Source organism: Synechococcus sp. R6-5, assembly GCF_047461775.1.
Taxonomy (GTDB): Bacteria; Cyanobacteriota; Cyanobacteriia; order Thermostichales; family Thermostichaceae; genus Thermostichus.
Genome location: NZ_JANSHV010000091.1, coordinates 22384 through 34976 on the forward strand (window position 1 = coordinate 22384; position 12593 = coordinate 34976).

At 60.3% G+C, this 12593-nt stretch carries 10 protein-coding genes and 1 tRNA gene; 7 read left to right on the top strand and 4 right to left on the bottom strand.

Annotated features, from left to right (window positions below; translation table 11 throughout):
• Positions 1-17 precede the first annotated feature (17 nt).
• Positions 18-1526 (top strand): UbiD family decarboxylase, encoded by a 1509-nt coding sequence (locus NW818_RS05630; RefSeq protein WP_414424042.1) that lies wholly within the window; start codon positions 18-20, stop codon positions 1524-1526.
• Here the strand turns inward: NW818_RS05630 and NW818_RS05635 are convergent.
• Both NW818_RS05635 and NW818_RS05640 read right to left on the bottom strand, forming a co-directional pair.
• Positions 1523-2734, bottom strand: coding sequence for an ABC transporter permease (locus NW818_RS05635; protein WP_414424043.1), 1212 nt, complete (start codon positions 2732-2734; stop codon positions 1523-1525). The genes NW818_RS05630 and NW818_RS05635 overlap by 4 nt on opposite strands.
• Positions 2731-4104: an efflux RND transporter periplasmic adaptor subunit gene (locus tag NW818_RS05640; RefSeq protein ID WP_414424044.1), complete on the bottom strand. Its 1374-nt coding sequence runs from the start codon at positions 4102-4104 to the stop codon at positions 2731-2733. Before NW818_RS05640 ends, NW818_RS05635 begins: the two co-directional genes overlap by 4 nt.
• A gap of 178 nt (positions 4105-4282) precedes the next feature.
• Here NW818_RS05640 and rplS point away from each other — a divergent pair, with 178 nt between their 5' ends.
• The 4 genes from rplS to NW818_RS05660 all read left to right on the top strand — a co-directional run bounded on the left by rplS (position 4283) and on the right by NW818_RS05660 (position 6504).
• Positions 4283-4648 carry a 50S ribosomal protein L19 gene (gene rplS, locus NW818_RS05645; RefSeq protein WP_041437725.1) on the top strand — a complete coding sequence of 122 codons (366 nt, stop codon included), beginning with the start codon at positions 4283-4285 and terminating at the stop codon, positions 4646-4648.
• 67 nt (positions 4649-4715) lie between these two features.
• Positions 4716-4788 (top strand) — tRNA-Trp (locus NW818_RS05650).
• Positions 4789-4860: 72 nt separating this feature from the next.
• Positions 4861-5679 carry a tetratricopeptide repeat protein gene (locus tag NW818_RS05655; protein WP_414424045.1) on the top strand — a complete coding sequence of 273 codons (819 nt, stop codon included), beginning with the start codon at positions 4861-4863 and terminating at the stop codon, positions 5677-5679.
• A 402-nt stretch (positions 5680-6081) separates the two neighbouring features.
• Positions 6082-6504, top strand: a complete 423-nt coding sequence (locus NW818_RS05660) for a hypothetical protein (protein WP_414418559.1) — start codon at positions 6082-6084, stop codon at positions 6502-6504.
• A gap of 151 nt (positions 6505-6655) precedes the next feature.
• On the opposite strand, the gene pgl is transcribed toward NW818_RS05660, so the two are convergent.
• Positions 6656-7387 (bottom strand): 6-phosphogluconolactonase, encoded by a 732-nt coding sequence (gene pgl, locus NW818_RS05665; protein ID WP_414418558.1) that lies wholly within the window; start codon positions 7385-7387, stop codon positions 6656-6658.
• Between the two features lie 86 nt (positions 7388-7473).
• Positions 7474-8481, bottom strand: a complete 1008-nt coding sequence (locus NW818_RS05670) for a phosphoribulokinase (RefSeq protein ID WP_414330815.1) — start codon at positions 8479-8481, stop codon at positions 7474-7476.
• A 351-nt stretch (positions 8482-8832) separates the two neighbouring features.
• On the opposite strand from NW818_RS05670, the gene NW818_RS05675 reads away from it, so the two are divergent.
• Entirely contained in the window at positions 8833-9723 is an 891-nt protein-coding gene (locus NW818_RS05675; RefSeq protein WP_414357239.1) for a ferredoxin--NADP(+) reductase, read from the top strand.
• An 83-nt stretch (positions 9724-9806) separates the two neighbouring features.
• Positions 9807-12512, top strand: coding sequence for a leucine--tRNA ligase (leuS, locus tag NW818_RS05680; protein ID WP_414424046.1), 2706 nt, complete (start codon positions 9807-9809; stop codon positions 12510-12512).
• The last annotated feature ends 81 nt before the right edge of the window (positions 12513-12593 follow it).

Genomic DNA, 12593 nt, shown 5'->3' on the forward strand with positions numbered 1-12593 from the left:
CCCTTAGGTTCCCTTTCATGCCCAGAGATCTACGCCGTTTTATTGCTCTGCTGGAATCCCGTGGTCAGCTCCGCCGCATTTCGGCAGAAGTGGATCCGGATCTGGAAATTGCCGAGATTGCCGATCGCCTCTTGGCCTGCGGGGGGCCGGCGCTGCTGTTTGAGCGGGTGAAGGGATCCCGTATGCCGCTGTTGATCAATGTTTTGGGCACGGTGGAGCGCATTTGCTGGGCTTTGGGAATGGAGCAGCCTCAGGATCTGGAGGAACTGGGGAAAAAGCTGGCCCTGCTTTACCAGCCGCGGCCACCGCGGAGCTTTGCCCAGGCGGTGGAGTTGGGACAGGCGCTGCTTAGCGTCTTCAAAGCGAGACCCAGCCGGGATCTGATCCCTCCCTGTCAGCAGGTGGTGCGGCGGGGAGAGGAAGTGGATCTCACCCAATTGCCCCTGTTGCGGGTCTACCCCGGCGATGCCGGACGGGTGCTGACCTTGGGCCTGATGGTCACCAAAGACCCGGAAAACGGGATCCCCAACGTGGGGGTGTACCGCCTGCAGTTGCAAAGCCGCAACACCATGACGGTGCAATGGCTGTCGGTGCGGGGGGCGACTCGGCATCTGCGCAAAGCGGCGGCCCTGGGCCAAAAGTTGGAGGTGGCGGTGGCGGTGGGGGTGGATCCGGTGGTGATTCTGGCGGCGGCCACACCTCTGCCGGTGGATCTGTCCGAGTGGCTGTTTGCCGGTCTCTACGCCGGAGAAGGGTTGCACCTGGCCCAGTGCAAAACGGTGGATCTGCAGGTGCCGGCTCATGCTGAGATCGTTTTGGAGGGCACCATCACCCCTGGGGAAGTGGCCCCCGACGGGCCTGCCGGGGATCACATCGGCTACTATGGCCCCCGCAACGAGCAGGCCCCTCTGATTCGCTTCCACTGCTTGACCCACCGCCGGGATCCCATCTATCTCACCACCTTCAGCGGCAAGCCCCCCAAAGAAAACGACATGATGGCGCTGGCCCTGAACCGCATCTACACCCCCATCCTCAGGCAGCAGGTGCCGGAGATTGTAGATTTCTTTTTGCCGATGGAGGCGCTGGGCTACAAAGCAGCCATCCTCTCCATCGACAAGGCCTACCCTGGCCAGGCGCGGCGGGCGGCTTTGGCTTTTTGGAGCGCCCTGCCCCAATTTAGCTACACCAAGTTTGTGATCGTGGTGGACAAGGATATCAATGTGCGAGATCCACGGCAGGTGCTCTGGTGTCTGTGTTCGCGGGTGGATCCGCAGCGGGATGTGTTTATTCTGGCGGACAACCCCTTTGACACCTTGGACTTTGCCACCGAAAAACGGGGTCTGGGGGGCAAGATGGGCATTGATGCCACCACCAAGATCCCCCCGGAAACCGATGCTCCCTGGCGGGAGCCCCTTGCTCCAGATCCAGAGGTGGCCCGCTTGGTGGATCGCCGCTGGGCAGAATATGGCCTGGCGGATCTCGATGGGCAGCCGGCGGATCCCCGCCTGTTTGGATACGAGCTCTAAGCCCGCAGGGCCTCAATGGGATCCAGTTGCGCCGCTTTGCGGGCCGGGAAAATGCCGAAGACCAGCCCAATCCCAGTGGAAAGGGAGAACGCCACTCCCACTGCCACCCCATCGACTTGGGTGGCCAAGGGGGTGAACACCTGCACCGCCACCAGCAGGCCGCTGCTGAGGAGGATCCCGAGCACCCCCCCGGTCACGGCAATGAAAATCGCTTCGGCGGCAAATTGCTGCAAAATCTGGCGGCTATCGGCCCCGATCGCCTTGCGCAGCCCGATCTCATGGGTGCGTTCCGCAACCGAGATAAGCATCACATTCATGATCCCCACCCCTCCCACCAGCAGGGAGAGGGCCGCCGTGCCCGTCAGCAGCACCCGCAGCAGGCTCAAAATCCTGGCCGACCCATCCAGGAGCACCTTTTGGTTGCGGATGATGAAGTCATCTTCTCCCACCAATTGGTGCCGCTGGCGCAGCAGGTTGCGGATTTGGAACTCGGCAGCAGGCAGATCGGCTTCAGAGCGGGCCGAGACGAAAATCGCCGTCAGCTCTGTGCCGTAGGGGGAACGCCGCCCGACCAACCGATTGGCCACCACGTCCACCGGCAGAAACACTCCGGCATCGCTGTTGCCAAACACCGTCGGCTTCGAGCGCAAAGTGCCGATTACCTCGAAAGGCAAATTGTTCAGTAGGACGGTCTCCCCAATAGCAGCGGCGGGATCCAGGCCGAACAACTGGCTGGCGGCATCGCTGCCCAGCACCACCACCGGGCGCTGTTCCTCGATATCCGAGGGCAAGAGAAAGCGGCCTGCCTCGATCTCTAAGTTCAACACCGACAAATACTCCGGCCAAGTGCCGGTGGCCTCGTAGCGGCGATCCACTCCACCTCGCACCGCGCGCACATTGGTGCCCAGGCTGGGGACGGCTGCTGACACGGCAGGCACTTCCGCAGCAATGGCTCGCACATCCTCCAAAGTGAGGGGGCGGATGTTGCCGGCATCGACCAGGCCCAAGTTGGCCGAAAAGACGATCAGCAAGTTGGTGCCCAGGGAGCGAAATTGATCCACTGCCATCTCTTGGGCAGCATAGCCAAATCCGGCAATGGCCACCACCGCCGCATTGCCGATGAGGATCCCGAGCATGCTCAGCCCTGTGCGCAGGCGATGTCGTCGCACCATTTGCCAGGCCATTTTGGCCGCCGTTGCCAGGCTCATGGCTGTTGCTCCGCTCTTTTAATCAAAGTCTCTAGGTTCACCCCAGGAGGCAGGGCAGTAAAGACCCGATCCCCTGCCTGCAGACCGGAGAGGATCTGGGTAACTCCACCCTGGGTAATGCCCGTTTCCACGCGGCGATAGACAGGTCGCCGGGTTTGGGGATCCAGCAGGAGCACGCCTTCCTGGCTTTCCTCCCGGAGGATAGCCACTGAGGGCACCGTCAGAGCCTGAGGCTGGGGATCCCCAATGAAATCCACCGAAACAGTCATGCCGGTGCGCAAAAAGTCGGCCCCAGGCTCCGGTTCAACGAAGACCCGAAAGACGGTTACCTCTCGCACCACCACCGTAGCGGGTGCAATCCGCTTCACCCGCCCCTGCACTACGCGGTCGGGGTAAGCCAGGGAGCGGATCTCCACTGGCTGGCCCACCCGCACCTGGGCAATTTGGGCTTCTGGCACTTCTGCCCGCACCTCAATTCCCTGGGCCAGCGCCAAAATGGAGCTGGAAGAAGCTGCGGTGGCATCGGAAGCTGCTGTTGTAGGAGCTACAAAGGATCCCACCTCGGCAAAGCGCTGCACCACCACACCGGAAAAGGGGGCGCGGACTTCGGTGTCAGCCAACCGGGATTGCCGTTGGGCCAGCTCGGCTTGTGCCTGGGCAATTTGGGCTTGAATTTGCTGTAGGGTTTCCGGGCGGCTCCCCAGTTGCAATCGCTCCAACTCCTGTTGAGCAGCTCGCAAATCCGCTTGCGCTTGTTCCAGGCGGGCCGAGCGTTGATCCAGCTCGCTGCGGGCTACCACCCCCGCCTGCACCAGGGCCTGGATGCGCTCTAACTCCCTCTGAGCCAAGTCCACCTGCGACCGGGCAGCATCCACCCTGGCCTGGGCCGCCGCGATCACCTGGGGGCGCTCTCCGGCCTGTTGCTCCGCTAGACGGGCTTGCAGCTCTTGAATGCGGGCTTGGGCTTGGCGAATGCCACTGGCGAGATCGCCGTAGTCCATCCGGGCCAATAACTGCCCTGCCACCACTTCATCTCCCTGATCCACCAACAGTTCCGCCAGGCGACCCGACTCGCGAGGGCTGACATTCACCTGGCGGAGCGGCTGCACCTGGCCGCTCACCCGCAGGCGTTGGGTCAGATCCACCACTTGAACCGGTACCGTCAATCTTTCCAGCCGTTCTGCCCTCTGCTGCTGCAGCTGACGCTGGATCAGGAGACCGCTGCCCCCTAGGCCGGCCAACAGCAAGCCCAAGAGCATCCAACCGAAGGGAAATCTCTTGGGGCGGGGTTTGCTCTGGGGCAGAGGCTGATCTGCAGGCCTGGGAGTAGACAGGGATCCCGTCTTGGGCTCATCGGTGTGCAGGATCACAAAAGTCTCCCGTTTGTAACAAAAGCTTTATCTTTGTCTAGCCTATTGGAAAAATGGGGGAAGCGTAAACACAGTCTCCCACCTCTTGAGCTCTATGTCGGCCAGCTCTGTACAAAAAACAGCGACGATTGTTACCATGGTTAGCTGCCGGTAGCGCGGGAAGGCCATGAACGTTCGCATCAACGCTGAGGAGATCATCCGCTCCATTGAAGCTGCCCAGATGAAGCCGGATCTGCCGGAGATTCGGGTTGGGGATCAGGTACGGGTGGGAGTTCGCATTCAAGAGGGGGGCAAGGAGCGGGTACAAGCCTTTGAGGGCACGGTCATTGCCATGCGCCACTCCGGTATCAACCGCACCATTACGGTGCGCAAGGTTTTCCAAGGGATCGGTGTGGAGCGGGTTTTCCTCATTCACTCCCCGCGCATCGAGTCGATTCAGGTGCTGCGGCGGGGTAAAGTGCGTCGGGCCAAGCTGTTCTATTTGCGGGATCGGGTGGGCAAAGCCACTCGCATCAAGGCTAAGGCAGAGAGCCCAGATAGTTGAGGAACAGCTCCTCTGAAAATTAGGTGTACCTGCTACACTGGGTAAGCGGGTGTAACCTTTGGCCAATGCGTCCTTAGTTCAGTTGGTAGAACGTCGGTCTCCAAAACCGGATGTCGGGGGTTCGAGTCCTCCAGGGCGCGCTAACCATCAGACCCCCTTCTGTGGCGATGGCTTAAGGTGGAAACACCCCATCTGAGGTGGTTTTGGCGGCCATGAAGTCTGTCTCCAATGTCCTCTCGGCTCTGTTGCTAGGGCTGCTGCTTTGGTTGGGGATCCCTGTCTGGCCTGGATCGGGTGTGGTGGCAACGGCAGCGAGCAACAGGGTAGATCACGAGATCGATCGACTGTTTGAGGAAGCCTTTGCTGCAACTCAGAGGGGAGATTTTGCCCGGGCGGAAACCCTGTGGACTCAACTGTTGCAGATCCAGCCGGACAACCCGGCCCTGTGGAGCAACCGGGGCAATGCCCGTGTCAGCCAGCACCAACTGCAGGCAGCTCTGGAGGATTACGCTGAGGCCATTCGTTTGGCCCCTGAGGCGCCGGATCCCTATCTAAATCGAGGAACTGCTCTGGAGGGGCTGGGGCGGTGGCAGGAAGCAATTGCCGATTATGAGCGGGTGTTGCAGTTGGATCCCAACGATGCGGCGGCCTACAACAACCGTGGCAATGCGGAAGCAGGGCTGGGCCAATGGCAACAGGCCTTGGCTGACTACCGCCGCGCTACAGAACTGGCTCCCGACTACGCCTTTGCTCAGGCCAACTATGCTCTGAGCCTCTACCAGGTGGGCGAAACAGAAGCTGCCCTGCGCTTGATGCGGGCTCTGGTGCGCAAGTACCCGAAGTTTCCAGATATGCGGGCTGCTCTCAGCGCCATTCTTTGGGCGCAGGGTCGCCAGGGAGAGGCTGAAAGTCACTGGGTGGCTGTGCAAGGACTGGATCCCCGCTACGCCGACCTGGAATGGGTGAAAACCGTCCGCCGTTGGCCACCGGCAATGGTGGCAGCTCTGGAGCGTTTCCTTTCTCTCAAGTAGTGAGGCTTACGATTGCGGCGGAGGCACTCTGGGTCTTGACTCTGCGCATTGACGAAACGGTTGCTGGGGATCCCCGCAGCCAGAGTCTCAGGTTACATCCTGTCTGGGGGGATGGAGATTGCTAGATTGGGATCAAGCCGAGGGCGGATTCCAGCAGCAGGCTTAACCCAGAGCCAAGAGAGCGCAGAGGGATCCCAAAGGCTTTCAGCGAGCTGTGAAAAAAACTGTGTAAGGGATTGCTTCCTGCGACACCTTTTCGCCTTCTTCTTCGTCTGTTTCAGTCCTATCGCGGCGCGTGGTATCAACGTGAGTGCAATGGCTTGTTTCTCTCGCTCTTCTTCCTTCTTCCCTGATGGGAGAGGGAGGCTGCGAAATCACTGGAGCTGGGCAGGGCTGTTGCTCATGGTTCTGCAGCTTGGGCAACCCGCCGTGGCTCAGACGGAAACCCGAGTTTGGAGCGGAACCGGCCAAATTTTGAGCGGCCAGGGGCAGGGGGCGACGGTGCAATTGATCTTGGAAACGGGTGGCGGGCGTATCTGGAGCCAATCGGGGCCGGCTTTGGATGCACCCTTTTCCGGCGGCCATATTTCGGTAACCAGCGGTGATGGCACCTGGCAAATCCAATCGCAAGGGGATCAGTTGTTGGTTACCTTTTACCGCGGCGAGCAGATCATCCGCTGGCAACTGCGGCCCATGGGCGAGATCCCCAGCTCTTCCCCTTCTACGCCATCCAGCTCCCTGAGCAGTGACCCCGCTCAGCCTGTAGCGTTGCCTGTCCAAGAGCTGGTGATTCCAATACTGAAGAATTTGCCCGGCAACCCCTGAGGGATCCCTGCCCCGCCGGTTCTCGACCCATGAAACCTGGTGCGTTGGCCGCTGGGGCTATCAAACCTGTGGCCACTGGAATGGGCTGGGATGATTTTGGGGGCGGTGGGCCTGGGGATCCTATCCCATCGGCAGTTAGCCCGCCTGTTGTTTAGCTGAGCAGCGGGACACAGGGCAGGGGCAGTTGAGCTGCTGCCGCCGCATCCAGCAACCACAGCAGCCGTCCTCTGGGGTTTACGCGCTGGCAGGGTAGGTGGGCCTCGGTGGTCAGCGCCTCTTTCACGATGGGGGCTTTGTTCGCTCCGGTTACCAGGAACACCACCTGGGCTGCTTGGTTCAGAACAGGATAGGTCAAGGTTAGACGCGGCTCCTGCCCTTTTTGCCCCACCGTCACCCAGCGGTGCTGCACCTGCAGAGCGGCGGTGTCGGGAAACAAGGAAGCTGTGTGGCCGTCTTCCCCCACTCCCAGCCATACCAGGTCGAGAGAAGGGCACTCTGCACCGAAAATCTGCCGTAGGGTGGCCTCGTATTCGGCAGCATCGCGAAGGGGATCCCCCGCTTGGGTGGGCATAGGGAAAACTTGAGCCGCCGGGATCCCGATCTGCTGCAGCAGGGTTTCCCGCACCATACGGTAGTTGCTTTCAGGGTGATCCGGGGGAACATAGCGCTCGTCTCCCCAGAACAGCCAGGTTTGTTGCCAAGGGATCCCTGGGGTTTGGGCCAGGGCAGCATACAGCTTCTTGGGGGTGCTTCCCCCGGCCAAGACCACCGTAAAGCGTCCCCGCTCGCGAATGGCAGCGGCTGACCGACCTTGCCAAATCTCGATGGCCCGTTGGATCAGGACAGATCCCTCTGGAAAGATCTCCAACTGGAATCCCTGCATACACCGAAGCCCTACTGCCGACCTATGCTGGGTCAGCCGACCTGCACCAACACTTTACCGAAGGGATCCCCTAAGCGGGGCAAACACTAGGAAGCCACCGCCAGCTCTTTGGCTTCTGCCCGAATTTGCTCGTAGAGGGCGCGCAGCTTCAGGCCCACGATGACCTGGATCAGGCCAGAGCCATTGCGGGATCCCGGGTATTCCGGGTGCTTGCGCAACAGTTCCGTCAGCTCGCCATAGTAGCGGGTGGACAGGTTGCTCAGGTGGTTCTCGATGTAGATGACCTCTTCCAGCTTGTCGAAGGTGCCGTCGATCTCCAGAATCGAAACCGGGTGCTCAAAGTAGGTGGAAGGGCCATAGTGGAGGCGGATCCCCGGGTAGGAACAGGTCAGCTTTTTGCCGCAGGGGATCCAATCAATGGTGGAGCCTTCGTCAAAGAGATAAACATGGTCGAAGTACTTCACCCCTTCCCGCTGGATCAGCCGCACCCGCAGTACTTTGTGCTCTGGATCCAGCTCCGGCAACAACTGGGTAGGCAAAACCTCAATGACGGCATCGGCGTACTGCTTCTGCACATCGACATAGGCTTCAAAGTCCGGGCGGCGAGCCTCGATTGAGCGCAACACATCTTCGTAGGTGTGGCCCCGCTCCGCCATGTCCCGCTTCACTTTCCAAGCAATCTTGATCTCTGGGGCCAGATCCAAGTACACCTTGAAGTCCAGCAGCTGGCGCACCCGCTCGTCATACATGGGATGCAGCCCCTCCAGGACGATGATGCGGTTGGGCTCCACCAGCTCCGGTGGGTCAATCAGCCCCGTCTCGTGGTTGTAGATGGGCTTCATCACACTTTGGCCGTTCTTAAGCGCCTTGGCCTGCTCGTACATCAGGTCGAAGTTGTTGGCGCGGGGATCCAGCGCCGTGATGCCCTTCTCTTTGCGCTGGTAGCGATCCAAGGAGTGATAGTCATCCAGACAGATGGTGGTAATCAGATCCCGGCCAAATAGATCCCCCAGCCGGCGTAAAAAGGTGGACTTGCCACAGCCAGAATCTCCGGCGACACCAATCATCACAACACGATCAGGACTGCTTGCCATGGGAACTCCTTGGGGACGGGCAGGGCAAAACTGAGAAAAAGGCTCTAGAAAGTTACCAACTGTTACGGTCTTGCATGATACCAAATAAAGCCGTTACATCACAAGCCGCTGGCAGGCCAGAGCTGTGGGCACCACAAGCAACAATTTAACAAAAAATCCATATTTTTGGCCGATGAGCTTGGCCGGGATTATTTTTCCGGGGTTGCCGCTCTCAGGACGGCCTGGGGGGCTGGCGAAGGTCGTCTGCTTCTCCTCTGACAAGTTCCATTTGAGCAGCCGGGCTGCTGTGGTGTTTGCTATTTTGCTATATGTAAACTCATTTCCTCCCAGTGCCAGGAGCAGATCGCAGGTATGGTTGCCAGCGCAGAAAAGCGAGAGGTTGTCGTCAATCTGTATCGTCCCAACGCACCGTTGATCGGCCACTGCGTGGAGACCTACTCCATTGTCGGTGAAGGAGCACCCGGACTGACTAAGCACATTGTGCTCAGCTTGCCGGATCCCAACTACCGCTACCTAGAAGGGCAAAGCGTTGGCATTATCCCTCCTGGCGAAGATGCCAAGGGCAAGCCCCACAAGCCCCGCCTCTACTCGATTGCTTCCACCCGCTTTGGCGATGATGGCGAGGGGCGCACCGTCTCTTTGAGCGTGAAGCGGGCTGAATATGTCGATAGAGAGACAGGCCAGCCGGGGGTGGGGGTCTGCTCCGGCTTCCTCACCGATTTGAAGGCAGGCGACGAGGTGATGATCACGGGGCCATCGGGGAAAACCTTCCTACTGCCCGAAGATGAGAACGCCAACCTGATCTTGATCGCCACCGGCACCGGCATTGCCCCTTTTCGCGCCTTCATCAAGCACCTGTTTGAAGAGGATCCCAACTATCAGGGCAAGATCTGGCTGTTCTTTGGGGTGCCCACCACTTCCACCTTGCTCTACCACGGGGATCTGGAGGCTTGGAAAGCCCAGTACGGGGATCGCTTCCGCGTCGATTACGCCATCAGCCGCGAGCAACAGACCCCCGATGGCAAGAAAATGTACGTGCAAAACCGCATGGCCGAGTACGGTGCCGAGCTGTGGGACATGCTCCAGAAGCCTAACACCTACACCTACATCTGCGGCCTCAAGGGGATGGAGGACGGGATCAACAACGTCATGGGGCCTTTGGCCGAACAAGCCGGTCAGGATTGGAGCAAGTTCCAGAAGGAACTGAAGAAAGCAGACAGGTGGCACGAAGAAACCTACTGATCCCTGCTTGTGATCCCTGCTTGTCGGTTTGTCAGCGCCAATAGGGATCCCGTTCCTTGCTTGAGAGCACTGGCGTGGGGAGTATGTCAAAATGCTTCTATCTCCCAGCGTATGCGCTTTTTTCCCAGGAGCATCGAACCGTGGACGCGCGCTACAATCCCCAGGCCATTGAGAGCAAGTGGCAGGCCCACTGGCGTGAAATCGGGCTGGATCGCACCCCAGAGCTGAAGGACGGGAGCCGCAAATTTTATGCCCTGTCTATGTTCCCCTACCCCAGCGGCAACCTGCACATGGGGCATGTGCGCAATTACACCATCACCGATGTAATTGCCCGCCACAAACGAATGCAGGGATACGCAGTGCTGCACCCGATGGGCTGGGATGCCTTTGGCCTGCCGGCGGAGAATGCCGCCATCGACCGGGGGATCCCACCGGCCAAGTGGACCTACCAAAACATTGCCCAGATGCGGGATCAGTTGCAGCGGTTGGGCCTGTCCTACGACTGGGAGCGGGAGATTACCAGTTGTTCGCCGGACTACTACAAGTGGACGCAGTGGATCTTCCTGCAATTTTTGCAGGCGGGCTTGGCCTACCAGAAAGAGGCGGCGGTGAACTGGGATCCGGTGGATCAGACGGTGCTGGCCAACGAGCAGGTGGATGCGGAGGGGCGTTCCTGGAGATCCGGCGCCCTGGTGGAAAAGCGCATGCTCAAGCAGTGGTTTTTCAAAATCACCGCCTATGCCGACCAACTGCTGGCGGATCTGGAAAAGCTCTCCGGCTGGCCGGAGCGGGTGCGCACCATGCAGGAGAACTGGATTGGCCAATCGGTGGGGGCCAAGGTGATTTTCAAAACCGAGGCAGGGGACGAGCTGGCAGTGTTCACCACCCGGCCCGATACCCTCTGGGGGGCCACCTTCATGGTGATGTCGCCGGAGCACCCCTTGGTGGACAAGCTCACCACTGCCGAGCAACTGCAGGCCGTCAGAGCCTATCAAGCCCAGGCCGCTGCCCGCAGCGAGATCGAGCGCAGCGCCGAAGACCGGGAAAAGACAGGGGTTTGGACGGGATCCTACGCCATCAACCCCGTTAACCAAGAGCGGATCCCCATCTGGATTGCCGACTATGTGTTGATGGGCTACGGTACGGGGGCCATCATGGCCGTGCCCGCCCACGACCAGCGGGATTTCGAGTTTGCCCGCAAGTTCGGCCTGCCCATCAAGCGGGTGGTGCAGCCGCCGGAGGGTTCTCCGGCCTCAGCGGATCGCGCCAGCGGGACGGAGTCCTCAGAACTGCAGGCTGCCTGGACGGGGGAAGGGGTGATGATCAACTCTGGCCCCCTAGACGGGATCCCGGTGGGCAAAGGCCCAGGGCAAAGCGTGGAAAGAGCCATCGCCTGGCTGGAAGCCCAGGGGCTGGGGGAAAAGCAGATCAACTACCGCCTGCGGGATTGGCTGATCTCGCGGCAGCGCTACTGGGGTTGTCCCATCCCGGTGATCCATTGTCCCCACTGTGGCATTGTGCCGGTGCCGGAGAAGGATCTGCCGGTGCTCTTGCCGGAGGATGTGGAGCTGACGGGGCGAGGGGGATCCCCGTTGGCCCAGCTGGAGAACTGGGTGAAGGTGAAATGCCCCACCTGTGGCACGGAAGCCCGCCGGGAAACCGATACCATGGACACCTTTGTCTGCTCGTCGTGGTACTTCCTGCGCTTCAGCGATGCCCGCAACGACCGAGAGATCTTCCGCAAAGACCGGGTGAACGCCTGGCTGCCGGTGGATCAGTACGTGGGCGGCATCGAGCACGCCATCCTGCACCTGCTCTACTCCCGCTTCTTTACCAAGGTGTTGCGGGATCGGGGGCTGCTGGATTTTGACGAGCCGTTCTCGCGTCTGCTCACCCAGGGGATGGTGCAAGGGCGCACTTACTACAACCCCAACAAGTCCGGCAAGGATCGCTGGATCCCGGCAGCTCTGGTGCAGGATCCCGACAACCCGCGGGATCCGGAAACGGGCGAGCCCCTGCAAGTTATCTACGCTACCATGTCCAAATCCAAGGGCAACGGCGTGGATCCCGAGGAGGTGCTGGCCCACTACGGGGCAGATACGGCCCGCATGTTTATCTTGTTCAAGGCCCCGCCGGAGAAGGATCTGGAGTGGGACGATGCCGACGTGGAAGGGCAATTTCGCTTTCTCAACCGCGTCTGGCGGCAGGTGTACGAGTTTGTCGTTCGCGGTGGCGGGACGGAGTCCTGGCGGGGCAGGGTCTCAGAGCTGTTGCCGGCCAAGGTCGAGGTGGGATCCCTGACCAAGGCGGAAAAAGATCTGCGCCGGGCCATCCACACCGCCATCAAGGAAGTCAGCGAAGATCTGGAAAACGATTATCAATTCAACACCGCCATTGCCGAGCTGATGAAGCTGAGCAATGCTCTGGGGGAGGCCGGGATCCTGGATTCGCCGGTCTATGCAGAGGGGATCCGCACGCTGGTGTTGCTGATGGCGCCTTTTGCCCCCCATATTGCGGAGGAGCTGTGGCAGGCGCTGGGGGGCGCAGACTCGGTGCATCGGCAGTCTTGGCCCAGCTATGACCCGGCAGCGCTGGTGGCCGACACGGTGACCATTGTGATTCAGGTGAACGGCAAATTGCGCGGCTCGTTTGAGGCCCCTGCCGAGGTGACGCCGGAGGAGCAGGAACAGTTGGCCCTTCGGTCAGAAGCAGCGCAGAAATACCTGGAGGGGGCAACACCCAAAAAAGTGGTGGTGGTGCCGAAAAAGCTGGTTAACTTTGTCCTCTAACGGCGGGCCTGGCCAAAATGTTCCGCACTGCTGACACGAACGGGATCGGGGCTTTCACCAAATTTTCGGGCTGGAGGCCCG

Excerpts from the sequence above, each read along its gene's own strand:
- NW818_RS05670 (WP_414330815.1), bottom strand. The coding sequence starts at position 8,481 with ATGGCAAGCAGTCCTGATCGTGTTGTGATGATTGGTGTCGCCGGAGAT.
- leuS (WP_414424046.1), top strand. The coding sequence starts at position 9,807 with ATGTCAAAATGCTTCTATCTCCCAGCGTATGCGCTTTTTTCCCAGGAG.
- NW818_RS05660 (WP_414418559.1), top strand. The coding sequence starts at position 6,082 with ATGGTTCTGCAGCTTGGGCAACCCGCCGTGGCTCAGACGGAAACCCGA.
- NW818_RS05655 (WP_414424045.1), top strand. The coding sequence starts at position 4,861 with ATGAAGTCTGTCTCCAATGTCCTCTCGGCTCTGTTGCTAGGGCTGCTG.
- pgl (WP_414418558.1), bottom strand. The coding sequence starts at position 7,387 with ATGCAGGGATTCCAGTTGGAGATCTTTCCAGAGGGATCTGTCCTGATC.
- NW818_RS05675 (WP_414357239.1), top strand. The coding sequence starts at position 8,833 with ATGGTTGCCAGCGCAGAAAAGCGAGAGGTTGTCGTCAATCTGTATCGT.
- NW818_RS05635 (WP_414424043.1), bottom strand. The coding sequence starts at position 2,734 with ATGAGCCTGGCAACGGCGGCCAAAATGGCCTGGCAAATGGTGCGACGA.
- NW818_RS05630 (WP_414424042.1), top strand. The coding sequence starts at position 18 with ATGCCCAGAGATCTACGCCGTTTTATTGCTCTGCTGGAATCCCGTGGT.